Below are 23,926 nucleotides of genomic sequence, written 5' to 3'. Positions count from 1 at the left end.
AGCCTGCCAAGGTAAAAAACAAACGAATCATGGACCGCACCTTCAGAGAACCGCCTTCGGGTAGGAACCCAACACCTTCAAGGCCACGGCTTCGCTGCTGATTTGCTCCAGCACGGCCTTGACCAGCGGATCCTTGTGATGGCCGACGAAGTCGATGAAGAACACGTAGGTCCACTTGCCACTGCGCGAAGGACGGGTCTCGATACGCGTCAGGTCCAGGCCATTCTCGTGGAACGGCACCAGCAACTCGTGCAGCGCGCCCGGCTTGTTGCTCATCGACACAATGATCGAGGTCTTGTCATCGCCGGTCGGCGGGACTTCCTGATTGCCGATAATGAGAAAGCGTGTGGAGTTGTCCGGACGATCTTCGATCTTTTCCGCCAGACGGGTCAGGCCATACAGACCTGCCGCCATATCGCCAGCGATGGCCGCCGAGTTCCACTCGCCCTTGACCCGCTTGGCGGCTTCGGCGTTGCTGGCAACGGCGACACGCTCGACATTCGGGTAATGGGCATCCAGCCATTTACGGCACTGGGCCAGTGACTGGGCATGGGAATAAATGCGCGTGATGCTTTCCGTCTTGGTGCTTTCGCCCACCAGCAGATGGTGATGAATGCGCAGTTCGACTTCGCCGCAGATCACCATGTCGTGTTCGAGGAAGCTGTCGAGGGTGTGATTGACCGCGCCTTCGGTGGAGTTTTCCACCGGAACCACACCGAAATTCACGGCACCAGCGACCACTTCGCGGAACACTTCGTCAATTGCAGCCATCGGCAGACTGATGACGGCGTGACCGAAATGCTTCATCGCCGCGGCCTGGGTGAACGTCCCCTCAGGCCCGAGATAGGCGACTTTGAGCGGCTGCTCCAATGCGAGGCAGGAAGACATGATTTCGCGGAACAGACGCGCCATCTCTTCGTTGCTCAACGGACCACGATTGCGGTCCATGACTCGCCTGAGCACCGCAGCTTCGCGCTCCGGACGGTAGAACACAGGCACTTCGCCTTCCGCCAGCGAGGACATCTTGACCCTGGCCACTTCCTGGGCACAGCGGGCACGCTCGCTGATCAGTTCCAGAACCTTTTCATCGAGGCTGTCGATACGGACGCGAAGCGCCTTGAGTTCTTGCTCGGACATCAGCCGTGCTCCTTCTCGAAGTCTTTCATGTAGGCCACCAGCGCGTTGATGGCGTTGATATCGATCGCGTTGTAGATGGATGCACGCATGCCGCCTACCGAGCGATGGCCCTTGAGGTTGAGCAGGCCGTTTGCATCGGCACCGGCCAGGAACGGCTTGTCGAGACGATCGTCAGCCAGACGGAACGGTACGTTCATCCACGAACGATCAGGCTTGTTGATCGGGTTGCTGTACAGCTCGCTGGCGTCGATGAAGTCATACAGCGCGCGCTGTTTGATTTCGTTGCGCTTGCCGATCGCTTCGACACCGCCCTGCTCTTTCAGCCATTCGAAGACCAGCCCGGACAGGTACCAGGCCAGGGTCGGCGGCGTGTTGTACATCGAGCCATTGTCGGCAGCGACCTTGTAGTCGAGCATGGTCGGGCACAGCGAGCGCGCGCGGCCCAGCAGGTCTTCGCGAATGATCACCACCACGATGCCGCTGGGGCCGATGTTCTTCTGGGCGCCAGCGTAGATCATGCCGAAACGCGAGATGTCCACTGGACGCGAGAGGATGTCCGAAGACATGTCGGCAACCAGCGGAACGTCGCCGGTGTCCGGAATCCAGTTGAATTCCAGACCGCCAATGGTTTCGTTCGGCGCGTAGTGGACGTAAGCCGCGTCCTTGGACAGCTTCCACTCGTTCTGGCCGGGAATGGCAAAGTAATCGTAGGCCTTGGCGCTGGCCGCGACGTTGATTGCGCCGTAGCGTGACGCCTCGTCGATAGCCTTCTGCGACCAGATGCCGGTGTCGATGTAATCGGCCTTGCCGTTTTCAGGCAGCAGGTTCAGCGCAATCTGGGCGAACTGCTGGCTGGCACCGCCTTGCAGGAACAACACCTTGTAATTCGAAGGAATGGACAGCAGGTCACGCAGATCCTGCTCGGCCTTGGTGGCAATGGAGACGAACTCATCACTGCGGTGGCTCATTTCCATGACGGAAAGGCCTTTGCCGTGCCAGTCGAGGAGTTCCGCCTGGGCACGCAGCAGAACAGCTTCAGGAAGCGCAGCAGGACCTGCGCAGAAGTTAAAGGCTCGCTTGCTCATATCCACTCTCGTCAAATACGTTGGGTCTGTACGCGCTTGTTTCTGGTTGCTTGCCACGAGCAGACAGACGCCGCAGCGACTGGCAGCTCCTTGCGGGAATCTTGCTCCGGCCGCAGGGCTGGCCGAATACCGCAAGGGCTGGACTTGCCTGGAATGCAGATGCATGCACAGACGAGCCAGCCCTTACCTGATTTACGTTACCGCTTAGTTCTGTGGTTCGTCTTCGTCTGACGCAGCATCTGCCTGCAGGTCTTCACCGGCATCGTCCACTTCAGCTTCAGCGCCATCGACGATCACGCCATCGATAACTTCTTCGCCTTCAAGCTCTTCGCCTTCGACTTCCGACGGCTCCTGAACACGCTCCAGACCGACCAGCTTCTCGTCGCTGGCCAGCTTGATCAGGGTAACGCCCTGGGTGTTACGACCCAGACTGGAGACTTCGCCGACGCGGGTACGAACCAGTGTGCCCTGGTCGGAAATCAGCATGATTTCTTCGCCGTCGAGCACTTGAACCGCACCGACCAGACGGCCGTTACGCTCGTTGCTGACCATGGCGATGACGCCCTGACCACCACGCTTGTACTCGGGGAACTCGGAGATGGCCGTACGCTTGCCGTAGCCGCGCTCGGAAGCGGTCAGAATCTGGCTGCCCTCTTCCGGGATCAGCATCGAAATCAGCTTTTGCCCTTCTGGCAGACGCATGCCACGAACACCGCGAGCGGTACGGCCCATGGCGCGCACGTCGGATTCCTTGAAGCGGGTCACCTTGCCACCGTCGGAGAACAGCATGATTTCCTGCTCGCCATCGGTAATGGCCGCAGAGATCAGGATGTCGCCCTCGTCCAGCTCAAGGGCGATGAGGCCCGAGCTGCGCTGACGGCTGAATGCAACCAGTGGGGTCTTCTTGACAGTACCGTTGGCGGTGGACATGAAGATGAACGGAGCCTTCTTCTTGTCGGCAGCCTTGATACGAGCCTTGCGCTCCTCTTCGGTCTCGCTGCTGTTTTCCGCGTCGTCCAGCTCGCCTTCCAGGGCCTCGCCTTCTTCATCGGCACGCTTGCGCATGGCTTCGAGATCGACCGGCAGCATGGTGGTGATGTATTCGCCGTCGCTCAACGGCAACAGGTTGACCAGCGGACGACCACGGGCAGCGCGAGACGCTTCCGGAATCTCGTAGGTTTTGAGCCAGTAGACCTTGCCCTTACTGGAGAACATCAGCAGCGTGGTGTGGCTGTTGGCGACCAGCAGGTGAGCGATGTAGTCCTCATCCTTGATGCCGGTGGCCGACTTGCCCTTGCCGCCACGACGCTGAGCCTGATAGACCGCCAGTGGCTGAGTCTTGGCATAACCGCCGTGGGAAATGGTGACCACGCGCTCTTCTTCGGTGATCAGGTCACCCAGTGTCAGGTCCAGACGCGCATCGAGAATTTCGGTGCGACGGGCATCGCCGTATTCGGAGCGGATCAGTTCCAGCTCTTCGCGGATCACTTCCATCAGGCGCGTCGCGCTGTTGAGGATGCGGATCAGCTCGCCGATCTGATTGAGGATTTCCTGATACTCGCCCAGCAGCTTCTCGTGTTCCAGACCGGTCAGGCGGTGCAGACGCAGTTCCAGAATGGCCTGAGCCTGTTCCGGCGACAGGAAATACTTGCCTTCACGCAGACCGTATTGCGGATCGAGGTTCTCGGGGCGGCACGAATCGGCACCGGCACGCTCGACCATCTCGACCACTGCGCTCGACTCCCAAGGCGTCTTGATCAGCGCTTCCTTGGCTTCGGCAGGTGTCGGTGATGCCTTGATGAGGGCGATGACCGGGTCGATGTTGGACAGCGCAACCGCCTGACCTTCAAGGATGTGGCCACGTTCGCGCGCCTTGCGCAGTTCGAACACGGTACGACGGGTCACCACTTCGCGGCGGTGACGAACGAAGGCTTCCAGCAGGTCCTTGAGGTTCAGGATGCGCGGGCGACCGTCGATCAGGGCAACGATGTTGATGCCGAAAACGCTTTGCAGCTGGGTCTGGGCATACAGGTTATTGAGGATAACCTCAGGCACTTCGCCACGGCGCAGCTCGATGACCACGCGCATACCGTCCTTGTCGGACTCGTCGCGCAGTTCGGTGATGCCTTCGAGTTTCTTTTCCTTGACCAGCTCGGCGATCTTCTCGATCAGACGCGCCTTGTTCAGCTGGTAAGGCAGCTCGGTGATGACGATCTGCTGGCGACCGCCAACCTTGTCGATGTCTTCGACGATGGAGCGGGCACGCATGTAAATGCGTCCGCGGCCTGTGCGATAGGCCTCGATGATGCCGGCGCGACCGTTGATGATCGCCGCCGTCGGGAAATCCGGGCCGGGGATGTATTGCATCAACTCGTCGACCGTCAACTCGGGGTTGTCGATCAGCGCCAGGCAGCCGTCGATGACTTCACCGAGGTTGTGCGGCGGAATGTTGGTCGCCATGCCCACGGCGATACCGCTGGAACCGTTGACCAGCAGGTTGGGAATACGGGTCGGCATGACCGCCGGGATCATCTCGGTGCCGTCGTAGTTCGGCACCCAGTCCACGGTTTCCTTGTGCAGGTCGGCCAGCAGTTCGTGCGCCAGCTTGGTCATGCGCACTTCGGTGTATCGCATGGCGGCGGCGTTGTCGCCGTCGACCGAACCGAAGTTGCCCTGACCGTCTACCAGCAGGTAGCGCAGCGAGAATGGCTGAGCCATACGAACGATGGTGTCGTACACCGCCGTGTCGCCGTGCGGGTGATACTTACCGATCACGTCACCAACCACACGGGCGGATTTCTTGTACGGCTTGTTCCAGTCGTTACCCAGCTCGCTCATTGCGAACAACACGCGCCGGTGCACGGGCTTCAAGCCATCGCGTGCATCGGGCAGTGCGCGACCGACGATTACGCTCATTGCGTAGTCGAGGTAGGACTGCTTCAGCTCGTCTTCGATATTGACCGGGAGGATTTCTTTGGCCAGTTCGCCCATGAGAAGCCTGATTCCTTTTTCTGGTGAAACCTCGCAAACCCATTCGGGGTATACGAAGCTCGCCGCTGCCAGCATGTGCAGGGCAGCGACTTACGACAAATCAACGAGTTATGCCATGAATCTACGCAGCATGGGCGACCACAATCAGTGTCCCCGATAACCGCCGGATATTACCACAATCGCCGAGGCGCTCACATCCTTTGCAGGCGCTGAAAGCGAGCCGCACACGCATAACACGCCTGAGAAACGCTTACAGGCCCGTCCAGCCGCATTGCACAGCGGCGACGGGTCGGGCCTGTCGGCCTCAGTGAAGGTGTTTACGGCTCATCAATTGAGCCATGCGCGCGGTATCGGGACGTTCGACAATGCCCTTTTCGGTCACGATGGCGTCGATCAGGTCTGCCGGCGTCACATCGAATACCGGGTTGAAAGCCTCGACCTCGGCGCCGACCCGCTGGCCGCCCACTTCGAGCAATTCGCGGCCGTCGCGCTCTTCAATGATGATGTCGTCGCCACTGGCCATTTCCATGTCGATGGTCGAACTCGGCGCGACCACCATGAAGCGCACCCCGTGATGCATGGCGGCAACGGCGAGCTGATAGGTGCCGATCTTGTTCGCCACGTCGCCGTTGGCCGTGATGCGGTCGGCGCCGACGATGACCCAGGTGATGCCCTTGGTGCGCATCAGGTGCGCGGCGGCGGAATCTGCGTTCAGCGTCACCGGGATGCCCTCGTTGGCCAGCTCCCATGCAGTAAGCCGCGAGCCCTGCAGCCAGGGCCGGGTTTCATCGGCGTAGACCCGTTCGATCATGCCTTCCAGATGCGCCGCACGAATCACGCCCAGCGCCGTGCCGAAGCCGCCCGTGGCCAGCGCCCCGGTATTGCAGTGGGTGAGCACCGTCTGCAGATTGCCCTGGTGCTTGCGGATCAGGTCAGCGCCCAGCTGCGCCATGGTCAGATTGGCCTCGCGGTCGCTCAGGTGAATCGCCACGGCTTCGGCCTCGAGGGCCGCCAGCGGGTCATCGCCGTCCTTCACGCGCATCAGACGATCACGCATCCGGTTCAGCGCCCAGAACAGGTTCACTGCAGTCGGGCGCGAATCGGCCAGCAACTGCATGTCCTCTTCCAGCGCCGGATACCAGTCTCCACCTTGCGCAATACGCGCACGTGCGCCCAGCACCGCACCATAGGCGGCACTGATGCCGATAGCTGGCGCCCCGCGCACGACCATCGTGCGAATCGCTTCGGCGACTCCCTCGGCGGTGGTATAGCGGTGCCAGACTTCCTCGAACGGCAGTACCCGCTGGTCCAGCAGGTACAGAGCGTCGTCCCGCCAATCGATGGCCTTAACCTTCTCCGCAGCCAACAGTCGATCGCGCATCGCCAACTCCATCTTGAACATCCGAAACCCAGCATCAAAAGCCGCTGATTATAGCGAGCCGCCTGCGAAGACGCTCGGGTATACTTCGTCATCAACGTAATAAACGATGGAAACCTTCTCATGCCGAACGCTACAGCACCGCTCGACCTTTTGCTCCTGCCCGCCTGGCTGGTGCCGGTCGAGCCCGCAGGCGTCGTGCTCAAGGACCACGGCATCGGCATCCGCGATGGCTGTATCGTCTATATCGGTCCACGCGCCGAAGCGCTGCGGCAAAACGCCGTGCAGGTGCAGGAACTGCCCGGCATGCTGCTCAGCCCCGGCCTGATCAACGCCCACGGCCATGCGGCGATGACGCTGTTTCGCGGGCTGGCCGACGACCTGCCACTGATGACCTGGCTGCAGGACCACATCTGGCCCGCCGAAGGCAAGTGGGTCGATGAAGACTTCGTGCGTGACGGTACAGACCTGGCCATCGCCGAGCAGCTCAAGGGCGGCATCACCTGTTTCTCCGACATGTATTTCTACCCCAAGGTGGCCGCCGAACGTGTCCACGCCAGCGGCATGCGCGCGCAGATCACCGTCCCGGTGCTGGATTTTCCGATTCCAGGTGCCCACACCACGGCTGAAGCCCTGCACAACGGCATCGAACTGTTCAACGACCTCGCTCATCATCCACGCATCAAGATCGCCTTTGGCCCGCATGCGCCCTACACCGTGGGCGACGAAAACCTGGAGAAGGTCCGGGTGATCGCCGACGAGCTGGACGCCATGATCCAGATGCACGTCCACGAGACCGCATTTGAAGTCGAGCAGGCTGTCGAACAGCGCCAGGAACGCCCCCTCGCCCGCCTCAACCGGCTGGGTATGCTCGGGCCGCGCTTCCAGGCCGTGCACATGACGCAGATCAACGACGACGATCTGGCCCTGCTGGTGGAAAGCAATACCAACGTCATTCATTGCCCCGAATCCAATCTCAAGCTGGCCAGCGGTTTCTGCCCGGTCGAACGATTGTGGCAGGCCGGTGTGAACGTTGCGGTAGGCACCGACGGTGCCGCCAGCAACAATGACCTGGACCTGCTCGGCGAAACCCGCACCGCCGCCTTGCTGGCCAAGGCTGTTGCCGGCTCGGCCACGGCGCTGGACGCACACCGCGCGCTGCGCATGGCGACGCTGAACGGCGCTCGCGCCCTGGGTATTCAGGCCGAGACCGGCTCGCTGGAGATCGGCAAGGCGGCGGACATGGTCGCGTTCGACCTGTCGGGTCTGGCCCAGCAACCGATCTACGACCCGGTATCGCAGCTTATATATGCCACTGGCCGCGATTGCGTGAGCCATGTCTGGGTGGCCGGCAAGCAATTGCTCGACGCTCGCCGGCTGACTCGCATGGATGAACCCGCACTGCGCGACACCGCGATTGCGTGGGGCCAGCGTATTTCCGGTAAAGCCGAATAATTCGATTCGGACCGAACACATGCCAGTCAGGCTTATCTATAAGCCTGACTGATGAAAAAGAATTTTGAGTTCAAGAGGGACACCCATGAGCAACGTCGACCGCGCAGAAATCGCTAAATTCGAGGCCCTGGCCCATCGCTGGTGGGACCGCGAAAGCGAATTCAAGCCGCTGCATGACATCAACCCGCTGCGCGTCAACTGGATCGACGAGCGTGTCGGCCTGGCAGGCAAGAAGGTGCTCGACGTCGGCTGCGGCGGCGGCATTCTCAGCGAGGCGATGGCCCTGCGCGGCGCAACGGTGACCGGCATCGACATGGGCGAAGCGCCGCTGGCCGTCGCACAACTGCATCAGCTCGAATCGGGTGTCAGCGTCGAGTATCGGCAGATCACCGCCGAGGACATGGCCGAAGAAATGCCCGAGCAGTACGATGTGGTGACCTGCCTGGAAATGCTCGAGCACGTGCCGGACCCCTCCTCGGTGATCCGCGCCTGCTACCGCATGGTCAAGCCAGGCGGCCAGGTGTTCTTCTCGACCATCAACCGCAACCCGAAAGCGTACCTGTTCGCCGTGGTCGGCGCCGAATACGTCCTCAATCTGCTGCCGCGCGGCACCCACGACTTCAAGAAATTCATCCGCCCTTCCGAGTTGGGCGCCTGGAGCCGTGACGCCGGTCTGCAAGTCAAGGACGTTATTGGCCTGACCTACAATCCGCTGACCAAGCATTACAAGCTGACCTCCGACGTCGGCGTCAACTACATGATCCAGACCCTGCGGGAGGCATGACAGATGCGCCTGAGAGCGGTTTTATTCGACATGGACGGCACCCTGCTCGACACCGCACCGGACTTCATCGCCATTGCCCAGGCAATGCTTGCCGACCGCAACCTGCCTGCGGTACCGGACAAACTGATCCGTGACGAAGTTTCCGGCGGTGCCAGAGCCATGGTGGCGGCCACCTTTGCAATGTCCCCTGAAGATCCACAATTCGAGGCATTGCGCCTGGAGTTTCTGGAGCGCTATCAGCGTGACTGCGCCGTTCACAGCAAACTGTTCGACGGCATGGACGAACTGCTGACCGACATCGAGAAGGCGGGTCTGATCTGGGGCGTGGTCACCAACAAGCCGGTGCGATTCGCCCAGCCCATCATGGAGCGGCTCGGCCTGGCGGAACGCTCGGCGCTGCTGATCTGCCCTGACCATGTCACGCACAGCAAGCCACACCCGGAGCCGATGATTCTGGCCTGCCGGATGCTTGACCTCGACCCGGCCAGCGTTCTGTTCGTAGGCGACGACCTGCGCGACATCGAGTCCGGACGCGACGCCGGCACAAAAACCGCCGCCGTACGCTACGGCTATATTCACCCCGACGACAACCCCGATCATTGGGGTGCCGACGTGGTGGTCGATCATCCGCTGGAATTGCGCAAAGTGCTGGATAACGCACTGTGCAGCTGCTGAACGAGGCTTTACATGTTTGATTACTCCGCGCACCCGGAACTCCTCGAGGGCCGGGTCATTCTGGTCACTGGCGCCGCTCGCGGCATCGGTGCCGCAGCCGCCAAAACCTACGCAGCGCATGGCGCCACTGTCCTGCTGCTGGGCAGGACCGAGGCCAGCCTGGCTCAGGTCCATGACGAGATAAAGGCAGCAGGTCACCTGCAGCCACTGGTCATACCCTTCGATCTGGAAAGCGCCGACCCAGCGCAGTATCACGACTTGGCGACCATGATCGAGCGCACGGTCGGCCATCTGGACGGACTGCTGCACAACGCCTCGATCATCGGACCGCGCACTTCAGTGGAACACCTGCCAGGCGAAGACTTCATGCAGGTCATGCACGTCAACGTCAATGCTACCTTCATGCTCACCCAGGCACTGCTGCCCCTGCTGCAGCGTTCGACGGATGCATCGATAGCCTTCACCTCCAGCAGCGTGGGCCGCAAGGGACGCGCACAGTGGGGAGCTTACGGGGTGTCGAAGTTTGCCACCGAAGGCTTGATGCAAACCCTCGCTGACGAGCTGGAAGGCGTCAGTACGGTCCGCGCCAACAGCATCAACCCCGGCGCAACCCGCACCGGCATGCGCGCACAGGCCTACCCGGATGAAAATCCGCAGAATAATCCGACGCCAGAAGCTATCATGCCGGTGTATCTGTACCTGATGGGACCGGACAGCAAAGGCATCAACGGACAGGCGTTGAATGCCCAGTGAGGGGAGAAGGCCGTTGTGACGGAAAACCGTCAAAAAGGCTGTTTCGAGCGGCTTTCCAAGTCAAGGAATTGCCGATCCGGCGCCACTGTCAGAGAGATGGCGTCAGCTAAACCACTGATTTTAATAAGTCTGGCCAAAAATGAACCGAATGGCACCACGTCCCCTCTAACCCAGCCAAGCCAGCAATATGTGCTGAGGAGCGAAGAGATGAATTTTCCTACCCAGACCCATGCAATCGACTTCGATACGGCTGAACTGCAACGCCTCGGTTTTAGAAATCGACCTGACGCAGTACTTCCACCCCCGTCACTGCCCGAGCTGGTCTATCAGCTTGGGCGACAACTGCAGACCAGTCTGGAAGCCGAGCGGATACTGACCCTGTTTTTTCAGGGCGTACAACGCTTCCTGCCATTGAGCGGCTTGATGTATCGGCATATCGAGAGCGACTTGCATCTGCGTCTGGGCGAGATGTCATCCGACAGCGCCAGTTTTCATCTGCGTCATGAAGGCAAGTGCATCGGCGAACTGGAGTTTCAGGGCGCCAGGCCATTCGACACCCGACAACTGAGCGACCTTGAGTCGCTGCTGGTCTGCCTGGTGTACCCGCTGCTGAATGCGCTGCTTTACCGCATTGCCACACAGACTGCCCTGCGTGACCCACTGACCAGCACCGGCAACCGCATCGCCATGGATCAGGGCCTGGCCCGTGAAATCGAGATTTCACGTCGCCACAAACAGCCCCTGTCCTTGCTGATGCTGGATATCGACCACTTCAAGAAAGTGAATGATGAGTACGGTCATCACACCGGCGACGATGTGCTAAAGACTGTCGCGCAGAGCCTGAAGGCGCAACTGCGCAATATTGATCGGGTATTCCGCTATGGCGGTGAAGAGTTCGTGGTGATTCTGTCCAACACTGGCGCAGAGTCCGCTGAACTGATTGGTCAGCGGCTGTGCCAGGCCGTGCGAAACCTCGAGTTTCGCGAGCTCAGCCCGGCCTTGACCATGACCGTCAGCCTGGGTTGCTCGACACTGCTGCCGACTGAAACAGCCGACAGCCTGCTGCGCCGTGCCGATAATGCCCTGTACGTCGCCAAACGCGAAGGCCGCAATCGTATCGCCATGGCCAGCTAGCACTCTTCCTGCCTTCTCGCCCGCCCCTACGCTTCCAGCGCGGCAACACGTCCTCGCGGCTTGACCCTGTCCAGCTGCATGCAACGCTCAAGAAACAGGTACATGTAGTCGTAGCTTTTGGTAACGGCCTGACGCAGCTCGGCCTGCAATTGTACACTCGGCTTGTTACCCACCAACGTACAAATGATCTCGAGCGCCTCCCAAGGGTGCGCATCGTCATACTGTGCATGCATCTTGAGCCACTTCATGGCTTTCTTGCGGGTCTCTTCAGGAAACGCTTCGGCGTATACACCGCTGGAGCAGACCACGGCCGACCATTCGCCGGTCGCCCCTTCAATGGCATAGTTGGTAGCCGCCATCGCCACGGCCAGCGAATCCGACGAGCTGGTCTGCCAGCACCAATGGCTCAGCGCATGCAACTCGGGCGCTACCCGCTGATCATGCAAGTCCTCAAGCGTCACGCCATGGGCCGCACACCAGTTGACCCAGTAGTCGGCGTGATTGAGTTCGACGCGGATATTGCGCATCAGCCAGCGGCGCGCCATGTCTTCACCAGGGTGACGACCGAAGCGGGTCTTGGTGAGGTTCTTGGCCATGTACACCGCGAATTGCTCGACCACTGGCCAGCCGCCGATCAGGTAGTGGCGCATGATCTGCGGACTCAACTTCGCGTCACGCATCTGCTGGTACAACTCGTGCTCGACCACGCGTGCTTTTGCAGCGCTGCAATCCTTGATCAACTGCTGCGCCCAGGCCGGATAACTGCTGGCTTCCATGAGCGGACCGGTTCTATCGAAAGCGTCGATCACTGGGTATCTCCTTATGAGGGTTTCAACTGATTAACGTAGCGTTCCTGGCGCGCCGAACATCAGGGGGTCAGGCCGTACGGGCTGAATATAAAGACTCTCGCAAGTGAACAATTCAGGGCGGGAAATCAGATAGCCCTGTGCAAAATCCACGCCCATTTCCTGCAATGCAGATTCGATCTGCGGCGTTTCAACGTACTCTGCAATGGTGCGTTTGCCCATGACATGGCCGATGTTATTGATCACCTCGACCATCGCCTTGTTGATCGGGTTGTCGAGCATGTCCTTTACAAAACTGCCATCAATCTTCAGGAAATCCACCGGCAGGTGCTTGAGATAGGCAAAAGACGACATACCCGAGCAGAAATCATCAAGGGAAAACTGACACCCCAATCCCTTCAACTCGTTGATGAATCTGATCGCACTTTGCAGGTCGGCAATCGCACTGGTCTCGGTGATCTCGAAGCAGATCATCCCGGGCGACACGGCAAACGTGCTGAATTGCTGTTTCAAATATTCGAGGAACGTATCATCACCGATACTCGATCCAGACAAATTTATAGCACATAGTGCCTGCGGTACCTGATGCCGATCATCACTCTGGCACTGGGCTATGACTTTGAACACATTGTGTACCACCCAGCGATCCAGCGTGGTCATGAGTCCGTAGCGCTCGGCGGCCGGAATGAAATTGTCCGGTACGACCATTCGCCCAGACTCATCGCGCAGACGCAAGAGGATTTCAATGTGCCTCACCTCGCCCACTTCGCCCTTTATCGACGCGATTTCCTGCGCGTAAAGACAAAAGCGATTCTCGTCCATTGCCATGTGCAGCCGCTGTATCCAGGCCATTTCGCCGAAACGCATCGACAGCGTGAGATCATCCACACTGTAGGCCTGAACCCGATTGCGCCCCCTTTCCTTGGCCATATAACAGGCCATGTCAGCGGCAGACAATGAACCCTCCAGAGAAGCAGGCGTGTCGCCGAGGTGCACCAGGCCAATACTGACGGTAGTCATGAATGGCCGACCTTTCCACATGAAATGCAGATGCTGCACCACCTCGCGCAACGCCTCGGCAATATCCAGCGCTGTTTCGGCGGGACAATCAACCAGCAAAACACCGAACTCGTCACCTCCCAGCCGGGCCAGCGTATCCCCGTCACGCAAGCCCTGCGGCAAGGCCCGGCACAGCTGACGCAGCAGTTCATCACCCGCCGCATGGCCACCGGTATCATTGACCAGCTTGAACTGATCCAGATCGAGAAACATCAGGCAGTGGCTGCGGCCCTGACCGCAGTCTTCGTCGAGCACTCGCTGCAAGCGGCGTTCGAATTCACTGCGGTTGACCAAGCCCGTCAGCGGATCATGGGCAGCCTGCCACGACAGATCGGCGATGTATTGCTGCTCCTGGGTCATGTCATGCAACACCAGCACCGCACCACTGATCACGCCTTCGGTGTAGATCGGCGTGCCGACCAGCGCGACCGGCACCGTGCTGCCATCAAGCCGCTGGATCAGCTTGCTGTTGGCGCTGCCGCCCTTGAGCTTGCCGGTGATGATCTGCTCGACCAGCGTTGACTGGTCCTTCTGATCGTTTTCATCCAGCAGATTGAACAGCGCAGCCAGCGGAAGCCCGCTGGCCTGAGTGCTTTTCCAGTGGGTGAGGCCCTCGGCGGCGGGGTTCATGTAGACGATAGCGCCGGCCACATCGATAGTGATCACGCCGTCGCCGATAGACTCCAGCGTGATCTGCGCGCGCTCCTTTTCGAGTTGCAGGGCATCGGCAAACACACGTCGCTGGACGATCAGACGACGCACACGCAGCAGCGCCAGAAGAATCAATACCACAGCGGTGACCAGGTTGACCGCTATCAACAGGTTGAGGATCAGCCTGGAGCCTTCGCCCAGCGCATCACTGAACGCTCGCGCAGCAGGCGTTACGCCTTCATTGATGACATTGATCTGCTCGCGCCATTGATCGACTTCGGCGGCGCTCACAGCGCCCTGCCCGACCCGCTCATGGATGCGCCGGGCCAGTTCGTCGAGCTGCATGAGGTAGCCGTCACCCACTTCCCAGAAATGAATGACCTGCTTCATGAAACTGAAGTTGTGGAAATTCAGGTACATCCAGATGATGCCGTTTACGTCATCCGGGTGATTGCCGCCCTGAATGATTCCACTTCTGGCCTCGGCCAGGGACGGATTGGGCTGATCGAGCGCCTTGCGCAGCGCATGGCCGCCCTGGGGGACGGAAAAGGCTTTTTGATACTTGAGGTAGTCACGCTCATCATGCCGGTTGGCGTACAGGCTCAAGTAGTGGATGGCGTCCTTCTGCCCCTTGGACCAGAGACTCTCCCCCGCCACATAGCTGCGCACGGCAGACATGGTGTAGAGACTGACGCATCCCAGCAACGCCTGAAACAGCGCGACGGCAATGAAAGGCCATACGATGCCCAACAGACGGGGCTTGGAGAAGATCCATGGTTGCTTCATGGGTTTCACGTCACCACATGCCTGAATAAACGTCTAGCGCAGAGACTAGGCTAAATTCGCCCATGATGGCAGGTGATTCTCCCGCAATCGAGCCAACCTGTGCGCTGATAGAGGCTTCGCGCATCAGATTTGTTGCAAATGTCCGTACAGTTTGGCGTACAGACCTCCATCGGCAATCAACTGCTGATGGTCACCATCTTCCACAATACGCCCGCCATCGAACACCAGTACCCGGTCGGCCTGCTTCACGGCCGAGAGGCGGTGGGCAATGATCAGTGTCGTGCGACTGCGCAGAAAACGTGCGAGCGCCTGATGCAGGTTGTATTCGGTGGCAGCGTCCAGCGCCGAGGTGGCCTCGTCGAGGATCACTACTTTGGGGTCGGACAGCACCATGCGCGCGATAGCCATGCGCTGGCGCTGGCCACCCGACATTCTGACCCCGGAGCGTCCGACCACGCTGTCCAGACCTTGTGGCAGATCGCGGATCGCAGAATCGAGTTGCGCAACTTCCAGCGCACGCCAGCAGGCTTCATCGCTGCAGTCGCGGCCCATGGTCAGGTTGGCGCGCACGGTGTCGTTGAACAGCGCCGGATGCTGCAGTACCACGGCGACGTTCTCGCGCACGGTTTCCAGGCCGATATCCTGCTGGCTGACACCGCCAAAACGGATCACCCCGGTGCGCGCTGTATAGAGCCCCAGCAGCAACTGCACCAACGTGCTCTTGCCGCCACCACTGGCACCGACAATGGCGACCTTTTCTCCCGGCGCGATGTTCAGGTTCAACTGGTCCAGGACCAGGTCTTCGCCATAACCGAAAGTCAGGCCACGCACTTCGACCCCGACGGTTTCCTTACCCTCGAACGGATCAGTACCGCCGGCATATTGCGGCTCGTCGGCGCGCGCCAGTAACTCATTGATGCGTGTCAGGGCAGCGCCTGCCGCATAGTAGGCGTATTGCAGGTTCAGCAATTGCTCGACTGGCGTCATCATGAACCACAGGTAGCTGAACACCGCGAGCATCTGCCCGATGGACAGGTCCGAGAACAGCACGGTAAGCATTGCTGCGGCGCGAAAGATATCGATACCGAACTGGAACAGCAGCCCGCTGGCACGGCCCGAGGCGTCGCTTTTCCATTGTGAATTGATCGCGTAATCACGCACTTCCTGCGCACGTACGCCCAGGCGTCCCAGAAAGAAGCCTTGTCTGTTACCCGCCCGAACTTCCTGAATCGCATCCAGCGTCTCGCTCAGTGCCTGGGTGAACCGCGACGTGCTGTCGTTCTCCAGCTTCTTGAGGTGCTTGACGCGCTTGCCCAGTTTCACCGTGAGCAGGATGACCAGCGGGTTGAACAGCATGATCAGCAGCGCCAGCTTCCAGTGCATCCACATCAGAATGCCCGCAGTGCCTGCCAGCGTCAGCGTGGCCACCAGCAGACGACTGAGGGTTTCACCGACGAACTTGTCCAGCGTATCCAGATCGGTGACCAGGTGTGTGGTCACCGTGCCACTGCCCAGGCTTTCGTATTCACGCAGGGAAATACGCTTGAGCCGCTCGATCAGCCGCAGCCGGATACGATAGACGATGTCCTTGGCCAGCCCGGCGAACAGCCGCGCCTGCAGCACGTTGAACACCAGCGCCCCGACCCGCAGCACCAGTGTCAACGACAGCATCAGACCAATGTAGCCCGCCGCCTTTTGCCAGTTGCCAGGCAGCAAGTGATCCATGACCTTGAGCGCAGCATCGCCACGGCCCAGCAACACCTCGTCGACCAGCAACGGCAGCAGCAACGGGATAGGCACGCTGCACAGCGTGGCCAGCACTGCGACACCGTTGGCCAGCCACAGGGCTTTTTTATGCCGCAGGGCGAGACGACGGATCTCGGCCCAGCTCAGCGCATCGCTGCGCGTGGTGTGCGACTGTCGGGCAGCCTCAGGCACTTCATCATGCACTGGCTGCACGCTCCAGCCATCGACCCAGCAAGGGCGAAAGGCTGCTCAGTGGCTGATAACCGTTGGTCAGCAGCGCCAACTGACCGTTGCGCTCGGCCAGCAGGGTGGGGAAGCCGGCGATGCCCAGATCCTGTGCCCAGGCGAAATCGGCGGCGGTGGCCGCCTGCCGCTGCGGACTTTCGAACTCATCGGCAAATGCCTGACGCGACAGCCCCGTCTGCTCCGCGAGTTCGGCCAGCACTGAAGGACGCGTCACGTCCCGGGCCTCGCTGTAGAACGCACGCTGAATGAGCCCGACCAGTGCCCAGGCGCGGTCAGGGTCCAGCTGCCTTGCTGCAGTGACGGCCAGACAAGCGGGTGTGGTGTCATAGACAAAACCTTCCGGCAGCGCGCCTTCACGAAGAAACGGCTGGCCGGTGGCCTCTTCGACCGCCTGCCAGTGCTCAAGAATGTAACGACGCTTGGCCGGCTCCAGCGCAGCACCTTCGGAGCGCAGACCGCCCATGACCAGATGCAGCGGCACACCCGCCGCCCGAGCCTGTTGCACCAACGCGTCGGCAACCGGGGCGAAGCCCCAGCACCAGGAACACATCGGGTCCATGACATAGATCAGGCGGGCAGACATGGCTCAGGCCTCGGAGGGTAAACGATAGTTGCGACCGATCGGATGAGGCTGGTTACGTGCCTTGGCCAGTTCGATCTGCTTTTGCCGGTCGATGGCGCTACGTCGGGTCTTCTCGCTCAGCGAATCCCAGCAATGCGGGCAACTGACGCCAGGCGAGTAATGCTCGCTGGCGCGGTCCTCGGCACTGATGGGCGTGCGACACGCGTGGCACTGATCATAATCGCCTTCGGTCAGGTCATGACGCACCGTGACCCGATTGTCGAACACGAAACACTCGCCGCGCCAGTGACTTTCCTGCTCGGGGACCTCTTCCAGGTACTTGAGAATGCCGCCCTTGAGGTGATAGACCTCTTCGAAGCCCTCGCCAAGCATGTAACTCGAGGCTTTTTCGCAACGGATGCCGCCGGTACAGAACATAGCGACCTTCTTGTGTACTGCCGGGTCGAAATGCGCCTTGATGTATTCCGGGAACTCTCGAAACGACGTGGTCTTCGGATCGATGGCGCCCTCAAAGGTGCCGATCGAGACTTCGTAATCGTTGCGAGTATCGATCAGCAGCACTTCGGGATCGCTGATCAGGTCGTTCCAGTCCTTGGGCTCGACGTAAGTACCGACGCTCTTGTTCGGGTCGACGCCTTCGACACCAAGGGTCACGATCTCTTTCTTGAGTTTGACCTTGGTGCGATAGAACGGCTGCTCGTCGCAGTAGGATTCCTTGTGATCGATGTCGATCAGACGCGGGTCGTTCTTCAACCACGCCATCAAACCATCGATGCCTTCGCGGCTGCCGGACACGGTGCCGTTGATGCCCTCGTCGGCGATCAACAACGTGCCCTTGATGCCATTGTCGACCATCGCCTGCAACAGCGGCTCGCGCAGCTGCACGTAATCGCTGAGGGTGACGAACTTGTACAGCGCGGCCACGACGATCGGCTGAGTCATCGGCTCTTGAGTCATGTATCTCTCCAGTGGCGACCCTCGCAAAGGGCCTACCGGGTAAAAAATTGCGGACCAAAAAAACGCACCGGCCAGGCGGCGCGGTGCGGATTCTAGCAAAAACCGGAGTACAGCAGACAGCTCGGCGGGGCAATCGCCCCCGGCAAGGGGGTCGGATCAGTAAAAAGCCCTGATCAGTGCCCGCCGGCGCAGGTCGGCGAAGCAGGCGCTGCACCGACCTTCGACCATTCTTCAGGCGTGTAAGTGTGCAACGCCAGCGCATGAAACTCGCCCACGAGCGGGCCCAGCGTGGCGTACACCTTCTGATGCCGCTTGACCGAGTTCAAGCCCTGAAACTGATCACTGACCAGAACAGCCTTGTAATGGGTCTGCTGGCCACGACTGTGCATATGACTCTCGTCGAGCACTTGCAGATGATGCGGTTGCAGCAGCGCAAGCGCCGACTCGATTCGTTGTTGCATGGTCATGATGGAAATCGCCTGTCAGGGCTTTTTGGCCGGAGCCGGAGCAGCTGCCTTGGCAGGTTCCAGTTCGGCAGTCATGTCAGCCAGCAGCTTGTTGACGACCGGAACAGCGCTTTCCAGCTTGCTCTGGGTCAGCTGGGCCGACTGCTGAGCCAGCTCAGGCATCTTGGTCATCACTTTCTTGCCCAGTGGCGACTGGTAGAACGCAACCAGATCCTTCAGCTCGCTTTCGGTGAAGTTGGCGGTGTACAGCTTGACCATCTCGGGCTTGAGCTTGTTCCAGCCAATGGCTTGGTCCAGAGCGGTGTTGGCCTTGGCCTGATAGGTTTCAAGCAGGGCTTTTTTCGATGCAGGTGCCTTGGTTTCAGCAAAACGCTGAGCGAACATCTGCTGAACCTGAGCGTAGACCGGAGCGCCCAGGCGATCGGCGTTGGCAAGCTTCAGGAACGTTTCGGCGCTCGCGTTGTGACTGGCGGTGTCGGCGAAGACCTGGCCGCTGGCACAGACCAGGGCTACCGCGGTACAAATGGCACGAAGACGGGTCATCGAGTTTCCTTATCTAGCAAACGAGGCATTACCCCAGGGCCGACCATTCTGCGCTTATCTGGGCTTTTGGCTCAACCCCCGGTTCACCCAGCGGTTAAAAAGCACTGCGCGGGAACCCTGTGGGCATATGGACACCTAACCCTGCAACGCACTTAAAGGAGTAAGACCAGTGAGCCGCACCGAAACCGATAGCATTGGCCCGATCGAAGTCCCCGAAGATGCCTACTGGGGCGCGCAGACCCAACGCTCACTGATCAATTTTGCGATTGGCGACCAGCGAATGCCGTTGCCCGTCCTGCACGCGCTGACCCTGATCAAGAAAGCTGCTGCACGTGTCAATGATCGAAATGGCGACTTGCCTGCCGACATCGCCCGCCTGATCGAACAGGCCGCCGATGAAGTGCTCGATGGTCAGCATGACGCGCAATTTCCGCTGGTGGTCTGGCAGACCGGCAGTGGCACGCAAAGCAACATGAACGTCAACGAGGTGATCGCAGGCCGCGCCAACGAACTGGCTGGCCAGGGTCGTGGCGGCAAGTCGCCGGTCCACCCCAACGATCATGTCAATCGCTCGCAAAGCTCCAATGACTGCTTCCCGACGGCCATGCACATCGCCACAGCTCAGGCGGTCAAGGCGCAGCTGCTGCCCGCCATCGCCGAATTGTCCAGCGGGCTGGCCGAACAGGCCGCGCGGCACATGAAGCTGGTCAAGACCGGGCGCACGCACATGATGGACGCAACGCCGATCACCTTCGGCCAGGAGCTGTCCGGGTTTGTCGCGCAACTCGATTACGCGGAAAAAGCCATTCGCGCCGCCCTGCCCGCCGTTTACGAGCTGGCTCAGGGCGGGACAGCAGTCGGCACCGGACTCAATGCGCCCAAGGGCTTTGCCGAGGCCATTGCAGCAGAACTCGCCGCCCTCTCCGGTCTGCCGTTCGTCACGGCGCCCAACAAGTTCGCCGCGCTGGCCGGTCATGAGCCGCTCGCAGCGCTGTCCGGCGCACTGAAGACGCTGGCCGGTACGTTGATGAAGATTGCCAACGACCTGCGCCTGCTGGGCTCAGGCCCGCGTGCAGGGCTGGCAGAAGTCAGACTGCCCGCCAACGAGCCCGGCAGTTCGATCATGCCCGGCAAGGTCAACCCGACCCAGTGCGAGGCTTTGTCGATGCTGGCCTGCCAGGTCATGGGCAACGACGTGACCATCGGTTTCGCCGCCAGTCAGGGTCACCTGCAACTCAACGTGTACAAACCGGTGATCATTCATAACATTCTGCAGTCGATTCGCCTGCTGGCCGATGGCTGCAGCAATTTCAACGAGCACTGCATCGCGGGCATGGAGCCGGATGGCGAAAAAATGGCTGAACACCTGGAGCGCGGCCTGATGCTGGTCACCGCACTCAATCCGCATATCGGCTATGACAAGTCGGCGCAGATTGCCAAGAAAGCCTACACCGAGGGGCTGACCCTGCGCGAAGCGGCATTGGCCCTCGGCTACCTGACCGATGAAGAGTTCGACGCCTGGGTGCGGCCGGACAAAATGCTCGAGGCAGGCAGTAATGGCTGATGCCAGAAGCGGCGCAACGCCTCTGGAGGGCAATGGCAAACGAATCCTGATGGTCTACGGCACGCCGAAGGCCATCAGTTTCTGCCACGCGCTGGGTGACGCGTATGCGCAGACGGCACGGGGCGAAGGGCATGTAGTGCGGGTTATCAAGCTCGGCGAACTGGACTTCGATCCGATTCTGCACAACGGCTACGATCAGACTCAGACACTTGAGCCCGACCTGCTCGAAGCCCAGCGCCAGATCCACTGGGCCGAGCATCTGGTCTTCGTCTATCCGGTCTGGTGGGGCGGTTTGCCGGCATTACTGACGGGCTTTTTCGACCGGGTGCTGACACCCGGTTTTGCGTTCAAGGTGCATGGTCGCAAGCATTCATCCAATGAGCTGCTCCGAGGCCGGACGGCGGAGCTGATGGTCGCCATGGACACGCCGCCACGCTACTTTCACTGGATATACGGCGCGCCGGCTCACCGGCAGATGGTGCGGACCATACTCGGCTTTTGCGGGATAAAGACCAAACGTCTGACCGAGTTTGCCCCGGTACACAGCGCCAGCGAACAGCAGCGTCAGGAGTGGATTATTCAGGCGCAGGGGCTGGGCAGACGCTGATCTGCCCCACCACCCGCAAGTCAGGCCTGCGCCAGCCGCGCCTTGCGGGCCCTTAGACCGGCGACCAGCGAGGGGCCAAGCGCCGTCAGCGCCGATCCGGCCACCACCAGCAGCGCACCGCCATAACCCAGCATGTTCAACTCTTCAGCCTGCACGTAATCCGGCCACAGCCAGGCGGCAACCGCCACGGCGGTCAGCGTGACCAAGGGCGTCAGCGCGAGCGTCGCACTGACCCGCGAGGCCTCCCAGTGCGCCAGCGCTTCAGCGAACGCACCGTAAGCCACCAGCGTATTCAGACAGCAGGCCAGCAGCAGCCAGCCCTGTAACGGGCTCAACAGCAACGCCTCGGCAGGGTGCGCCCACGGCGTGAGCAACAGGGCGCAAAACAGGTAGATCACCATCATCACCTGCAGTGAATTCCATACCGTCAGAAGCTGCTTCTGACTCAGCCCGTAGAACGTCCAGATGGTCGAGGCCAGGAGCACCACCAGTACGCCCAGGGTGTAATCGCCCAACGAGGTGAAAAGCTCCACCAGCCGCTGATTGAAAAAGAACCCGAAACCCACCAGCAGCACCGCCAGACCGATGCCCTGCCCCAGACTGAAACGCTCCTTGAACAGAAAGATGCTGCTGATCAACAGAAAAATCGGACCGACCTGAACCAGCAATTGCGTGGTACCCGGGCTCAGCAACCGCAAGCCAATGAGATAGAGCACATAGTTGCCGACCAGACCGAACACGGCCAGCCCGACCAGCACCCTGCCCTTGCGCCCCAGCACCTTGAAACTGGGCAGGCGTTTGACCGACGCCAGCCAGATGAACAACAGCGCCCCGGACACAGCCAGACGGAACCAGGTCACGGTCACCGGATCCATCACCTGCAGCACCTGCTTGAGTTTGATCGGCAAAATCCCCCACAGCAGCGCGGTCAACAGTGACAGACAAAGGCCATAGACCCAGCGACCAGACGAGATGTGCATCGCAACTTCCGCAAGAGATAGAACAGAGCACTCATTCTAGGCGCTGATCGGCAAAGCAACAGTTACAGCTGGATGCAGTTAACGGCGCAAATTGTGTTCCTTACCGCTGGCCGCCGTGATTGCGCTGGTAGGTCTCACTGCCCATGGCCTGAATCTGACCTTCGATCAACGCATCGAACGGCTTGAGCAACGCCTCGAACGAGGTGGGTGCTTCCAGCGTCTGCAAGGTATGCACGATGGCCTCGAGCGTCGACAAGGCTTCCGGGCCCGGCGCCTTGCGCAAGCGATAACGCGAAACAGGCGCAGCGCCCGGCGTCACCCTTGGCAGCTCGGCGAGCAAGGGGTTGAGGTGCAGCAATTTGCGCGCCTTGCGCCACGTGCCATCCGGCACGACCAGCAGCATGGGCAGTGAATCCTGTGCATAAGGCGTCAGCGCCTGCGCAGCCTCACCCGGAAACAGCAATCGAGGCTGATAGCCGGGCGGATTCAGAATCTGCTGCAGATCGTCGAACACTTCGCCCACCAACAACTGCGCGTTGACCAGGCCGAGCGCGGCCAGTCGGGCGGTGTTCAAGGCATGGCCGACTTCATCGGGATGCTGCAGGATCAACACTCGCGTGCGGCTGTCCAGCTGCGGAATCAGGGCGCACAGACAATGCGTGGCAGGACGCAGACAACGCTCACAACGGGCGCGGGACATGGATCAGTACTCGGTCAATCTCACAAGGTTAAAGGTGCTGCACAGCACAACGAATCAGCGTTGCCACCAACCGCCTGTCGAACAGCCCTGCATTTTAAACAAATCGGCACCATAACGGCGGGGCAATCCACAGCCGCAACGGCGATTTGAGCTAGCCTCATGGGTCTGGGCTGGAGAAATGAAGTACGCCTGTTGTATCTGACAAGATCCACATCAGGGGCTTTCATGAATCGCGAAGAGATCAGGCAAAAGGTATTCAACGCCCTAGGCATCATTCTAGTGGACAAGAGCGCGATTCAGGATGACGCCACGCTCGCCGATCTGGCCCTTGATGACGATGATATCGAGCTGTTTTTCCTCGAACTGAAGGAAGCCCTCGGCTTCACACTCACGGAAACCATCAGGACAGCGGTGATCGCCAGCCCCGGACAGTTTGCGTTGCACAGGATCATAGGACTGATTTTATTGCAGGAGACGGAAAAGGGCTCGATAGAGCCGAAGAACGAGCCCGGGCATCAGCATTAGCGCCGGCTCTTGTATCGGGACGCCCTATGCGCCCCGACGAAACTCAACATGCGCACTACCCTGTGGCCAGGATCAGGCGAGAAGCTTACCGGCGTTGACGGCGACGATCGTCATCGGCACGAACCGGAATGGGTTGCAGTTTTGGGCGTTCTATCAGACCCAGTGCAACGCCTACATCGTGGAGCCATTCTTGCAGTTTGCTATTCATAGAGCCCCCTTGAGGGAAATACCCGGCAGTCAATCCGTACTCATCACTCACTAGAGATCATAGAAGCAAATGAACTGTTAGCCGAGTGCAACGAGAAACAATTTTC

22 protein-coding genes are annotated in these 23,926 nt (G+C 60.1%); 8 read left to right on the top strand and 14 right to left on the bottom strand.

Annotated elements, in window-relative coordinates; all coding sequences use genetic code 11:
- Positions 1 to 42: 42 nt before the first annotated feature.
- The 4 genes from pheA to mtnA all read right to left on the bottom strand — a co-directional run bounded on the left by pheA (position 43) and on the right by mtnA (position 6,594).
- Positions 43 to 1,137, bottom strand: coding sequence for a prephenate dehydratase (gene pheA / locus BT119_RS03850; protein ID WP_003369723.1), 1,095 nt, complete (start codon positions 1,135 to 1,137; stop codon positions 43 to 45).
- On the bottom strand, positions 1,137 to 2,222 hold the full coding sequence (serC, locus tag BT119_RS03845; RefSeq protein ID WP_003369720.1) for a 3-phosphoserine/phosphohydroxythreonine transaminase: 1,086 nt from the start codon (positions 2,220 to 2,222) through the stop codon (positions 1,137 to 1,139). The genes pheA and serC overlap by 1 nt, the downstream gene beginning before the upstream one ends.
- A 204-nt stretch (positions 2,223 to 2,426) precedes the next feature.
- Positions 2,427 to 5,213 (bottom strand): DNA gyrase subunit A, encoded by a 2,787-nt coding sequence (gyrA, locus tag BT119_RS03840; protein WP_058417419.1) that lies wholly within the window; start codon positions 5,211 to 5,213, stop codon positions 2,427 to 2,429.
- Between the two features lie 304 nt (positions 5,214 to 5,517).
- On the bottom strand, positions 5,518 to 6,594 hold the full coding sequence (gene mtnA / locus BT119_RS03835) for an S-methyl-5-thioribose-1-phosphate isomerase (RefSeq protein WP_003434400.1): 1,077 nt from the start codon (positions 6,592 to 6,594) through the stop codon (positions 5,518 to 5,520).
- Between the two features lie 120 nt (positions 6,595 to 6,714).
- On the opposite strand from mtnA, the gene BT119_RS03830 reads away from it, so the two are divergent.
- The 5 genes from BT119_RS03830 (at position 6,715) to BT119_RS03810 (ending at position 11,392) form a co-directional block, all read left to right on the top strand.
- Positions 6,715 to 8,046 carry a TRZ/ATZ family hydrolase gene (locus BT119_RS03830; protein WP_054080850.1) on the top strand — a complete coding sequence of 444 codons (1,332 nt, stop codon included), beginning with the start codon at positions 6,715 to 6,717 and terminating at the stop codon, positions 8,044 to 8,046.
- A gap of 85 nt (positions 8,047 to 8,131) precedes the next feature.
- Positions 8,132 to 8,830 (top strand): bifunctional 2-polyprenyl-6-hydroxyphenol methylase/3-demethylubiquinol 3-O-methyltransferase UbiG, encoded by a 699-nt coding sequence (gene ubiG / locus BT119_RS03825; RefSeq protein WP_003434397.1) that lies wholly within the window; start codon positions 8,132 to 8,134, stop codon positions 8,828 to 8,830.
- 3 nt (positions 8,831 to 8,833) lie between these two features.
- Positions 8,834 to 9,505 carry an N-acetylmuramic acid 6-phosphate phosphatase MupP gene (gene mupP, locus BT119_RS03820; protein WP_011268565.1) on the top strand — a complete coding sequence of 224 codons (672 nt, stop codon included), beginning with the start codon at positions 8,834 to 8,836 and terminating at the stop codon, positions 9,503 to 9,505.
- Between the two features lie 12 nt (positions 9,506 to 9,517).
- Positions 9,518 to 10,258, top strand: a complete 741-nt coding sequence (locus BT119_RS03815) for a YciK family oxidoreductase (protein ID WP_003434395.1) — start codon at positions 9,518 to 9,520, stop codon at positions 10,256 to 10,258.
- A 207-nt stretch (positions 10,259 to 10,465) separates the two neighbouring features.
- Complete coding sequence (locus BT119_RS03810) at positions 10,466 to 11,392, top strand: GGDEF domain-containing protein (RefSeq protein WP_003369702.1); 927 nt, start codon at positions 10,466 to 10,468, stop codon at positions 11,390 to 11,392.
- Between the two features lie 26 nt (positions 11,393 to 11,418).
- On the opposite strand, the gene BT119_RS03805 is transcribed toward BT119_RS03810, so the two are convergent.
- The 7 genes from BT119_RS03805 to BT119_RS03775 form a co-directional block, all read right to left on the bottom strand.
- Positions 11,419 to 12,201 carry an iron-containing redox enzyme family protein gene (locus BT119_RS03805; protein WP_003369700.1) on the bottom strand — a complete coding sequence of 261 codons (783 nt, stop codon included), beginning with the start codon at positions 12,199 to 12,201 and terminating at the stop codon, positions 11,419 to 11,421.
- A gap of 30 nt (positions 12,202 to 12,231) precedes the next feature.
- Positions 12,232 to 14,694 carry an EAL domain-containing protein gene (locus tag BT119_RS03800; protein ID WP_003369698.1) on the bottom strand — a complete coding sequence of 821 codons (2,463 nt, stop codon included), beginning with the start codon at positions 14,692 to 14,694 and terminating at the stop codon, positions 12,232 to 12,234.
- A gap of 123 nt (positions 14,695 to 14,817) precedes the next feature.
- Positions 14,818 to 16,644 carry an ABC transporter ATP-binding protein gene (locus BT119_RS03795; protein ID WP_072364830.1) on the bottom strand — a complete coding sequence of 609 codons (1,827 nt, stop codon included), beginning with the start codon at positions 16,642 to 16,644 and terminating at the stop codon, positions 14,818 to 14,820.
- Entirely contained in the window at positions 16,637 to 17,269 is a 633-nt protein-coding gene (locus tag BT119_RS03790) for a DsbA family protein (protein ID WP_003434392.1), read from the bottom strand. Before BT119_RS03790 ends, BT119_RS03795 begins: the two co-directional genes overlap by 8 nt.
- Positions 17,270 to 17,272: 3 nt before the next feature.
- Positions 17,273 to 18,226 carry an oxygen-dependent tRNA uridine(34) hydroxylase TrhO gene (locus tag BT119_RS03785; RefSeq protein WP_003369690.1) on the bottom strand — a complete coding sequence of 318 codons (954 nt, stop codon included), beginning with the start codon at positions 18,224 to 18,226 and terminating at the stop codon, positions 17,273 to 17,275.
- A gap of 173 nt (positions 18,227 to 18,399) precedes the next feature.
- Positions 18,400 to 18,693 (bottom strand): BolA family protein, encoded by a 294-nt coding sequence (locus tag BT119_RS03780; RefSeq protein WP_072364828.1) that lies wholly within the window; start codon positions 18,691 to 18,693, stop codon positions 18,400 to 18,402.
- Between the two features lie 15 nt (positions 18,694 to 18,708).
- A complete protein-coding gene (locus tag BT119_RS03775) occupies positions 18,709 to 19,236 on the bottom strand; it encodes a DUF2059 domain-containing protein (RefSeq protein WP_003314637.1) in 528 nt (175 codons plus the stop codon).
- Positions 19,237 to 19,405: 169 nt separating this feature from the next.
- Here BT119_RS03775 and BT119_RS03770 point away from each other — a divergent pair, with 169 nt between their 5' ends.
- A complete protein-coding gene (locus BT119_RS03770) occupies positions 19,406 to 20,800 on the top strand; it encodes a class II fumarate hydratase (RefSeq protein WP_003434389.1) in 1,395 nt (464 codons plus the stop codon).
- The gene (locus tag BT119_RS03765) at positions 20,793 to 21,407 is read left to right on the top strand and encodes an NAD(P)H-dependent oxidoreductase (RefSeq protein ID WP_003369682.1); all 615 of its coding nucleotides are present in this window, start codon (positions 20,793 to 20,795) and stop codon (positions 21,405 to 21,407) included. The genes BT119_RS03770 and BT119_RS03765 overlap by 8 nt, the downstream gene beginning before the upstream one ends.
- A 20-nt stretch (positions 21,408 to 21,427) precedes the next feature.
- On the opposite strand, the gene BT119_RS03760 is transcribed toward BT119_RS03765, so the two are convergent.
- A complete protein-coding gene (locus BT119_RS03760; RefSeq protein ID WP_003434388.1) occupies positions 21,428 to 22,387 on the bottom strand; it encodes a DMT family transporter in 960 nt (319 codons plus the stop codon).
- 100 nt (positions 22,388 to 22,487) lie between these two features.
- On the bottom strand, positions 22,488 to 23,087 hold the full coding sequence (locus BT119_RS03755) for a tRNA-uridine aminocarboxypropyltransferase (protein WP_003434387.1): 600 nt from the start codon (positions 23,085 to 23,087) through the stop codon (positions 22,488 to 22,490).
- A gap of 225 nt (positions 23,088 to 23,312) precedes the next feature.
- On the opposite strand from BT119_RS03755, the gene BT119_RS03750 reads away from it, so the two are divergent.
- Complete coding sequence (locus BT119_RS03750; RefSeq protein WP_003369678.1) at positions 23,313 to 23,612, top strand: hypothetical protein; 300 nt, start codon at positions 23,313 to 23,315, stop codon at positions 23,610 to 23,612.
- A gap of 85 nt (positions 23,613 to 23,697) precedes the next feature.
- On the opposite strand, the gene BT119_RS27430 is transcribed toward BT119_RS03750, so the two are convergent.
- A complete protein-coding gene (locus BT119_RS27430; protein ID WP_003418154.1) occupies positions 23,698 to 23,820 on the bottom strand; it encodes a PA1414 family protein in 123 nt (40 codons plus the stop codon).
- Positions 23,821 to 23,926: the final 106 nt, after the last annotated feature.

Source organism: Pseudomonas sp. NFACC10-1 (genome assembly GCF_900119195.1).
Classification (GTDB): Bacteria; Pseudomonadota; Gammaproteobacteria; order Pseudomonadales; family Pseudomonadaceae; genus Aquipseudomonas; species Aquipseudomonas cerasi.
The sequence above is the reverse complement of the archived record's forward strand: the minus strand, read 5'-3'. Positions and strand labels throughout refer to the sequence as shown.

What these genes read in the sequence shown, in the direction of transcription:
- pheA (WP_003369723.1), bottom strand. Translation starts at nt 1,137, where the DNA reads ATGTCCGAGCAAGAACTCAAGGCGCTTCGCGTCCGTATCGACAGCCTC.
- serC (WP_003369720.1), bottom strand. Translation starts at nt 2,222, where the DNA reads ATGAGCAAGCGAGCCTTTAACTTCTGCGCAGGTCCTGCTGCGCTTCCT.
- gyrA (WP_058417419.1), bottom strand. Translation starts at nt 5,213, where the DNA reads ATGGGCGAACTGGCCAAAGAAATCCTCCCGGTCAATATCGAAGACGAG.
- mtnA (WP_003434400.1), bottom strand. Translation starts at nt 6,594, where the DNA reads ATGCGCGATCGACTGTTGGCTGCGGAGAAGGTTAAGGCCATCGATTGG.
- BT119_RS03830 (WP_054080850.1), top strand. Translation starts at nt 6,715, where the DNA reads ATGCCGAACGCTACAGCACCGCTCGACCTTTTGCTCCTGCCCGCCTGG.
- ubiG (WP_003434397.1), top strand. Translation starts at nt 8,132, where the DNA reads ATGAGCAACGTCGACCGCGCAGAAATCGCTAAATTCGAGGCCCTGGCC.
- mupP (WP_011268565.1), top strand. Translation starts at nt 8,834, where the DNA reads ATGCGCCTGAGAGCGGTTTTATTCGACATGGACGGCACCCTGCTCGAC.
- BT119_RS03815 (WP_003434395.1), top strand. Translation starts at nt 9,518, where the DNA reads ATGTTTGATTACTCCGCGCACCCGGAACTCCTCGAGGGCCGGGTCATT.
- BT119_RS03810 (WP_003369702.1), top strand. Translation starts at nt 10,466, where the DNA reads ATGAATTTTCCTACCCAGACCCATGCAATCGACTTCGATACGGCTGAA.
- BT119_RS03800 (WP_003369698.1), bottom strand. Translation starts at nt 14,694, where the DNA reads ATGAAGCAACCATGGATCTTCTCCAAGCCCCGTCTGTTGGGCATCGTA.
- BT119_RS03790 (WP_003434392.1), bottom strand. Translation starts at nt 17,269, where the DNA reads ATGTCTGCCCGCCTGATCTATGTCATGGACCCGATGTGTTCCTGGTGC.
- BT119_RS03785 (WP_003369690.1), bottom strand. Translation starts at nt 18,226, where the DNA reads ATGACTCAAGAGCCGATGACTCAGCCGATCGTCGTGGCCGCGCTGTAC.
- BT119_RS03780 (WP_072364828.1), bottom strand. Translation starts at nt 18,693, where the DNA reads ATGACCATGCAACAACGAATCGAGTCGGCGCTTGCGCTGCTGCAACCG.
- BT119_RS03775 (WP_003314637.1), bottom strand. Translation starts at nt 19,236, where the DNA reads ATGACCCGTCTTCGTGCCATTTGTACCGCGGTAGCCCTGGTCTGTGCC.
- BT119_RS03765 (WP_003369682.1), top strand. Translation starts at nt 20,793, where the DNA reads ATGGCTGATGCCAGAAGCGGCGCAACGCCTCTGGAGGGCAATGGCAAA.
- BT119_RS03760 (WP_003434388.1), bottom strand. Translation starts at nt 22,387, where the DNA reads ATGCACATCTCGTCTGGTCGCTGGGTCTATGGCCTTTGTCTGTCACTG.
- BT119_RS03755 (WP_003434387.1), bottom strand. Translation starts at nt 23,087, where the DNA reads ATGTCCCGCGCCCGTTGTGAGCGTTGTCTGCGTCCTGCCACGCATTGT.
- BT119_RS03750 (WP_003369678.1), top strand. Translation starts at nt 23,313, where the DNA reads ATGAATCGCGAAGAGATCAGGCAAAAGGTATTCAACGCCCTAGGCATC.
- BT119_RS27430 (WP_003418154.1), bottom strand. Translation starts at nt 23,820, where the DNA reads ATGAATAGCAAACTGCAAGAATGGCTCCACGATGTAGGCGTTGCACTG.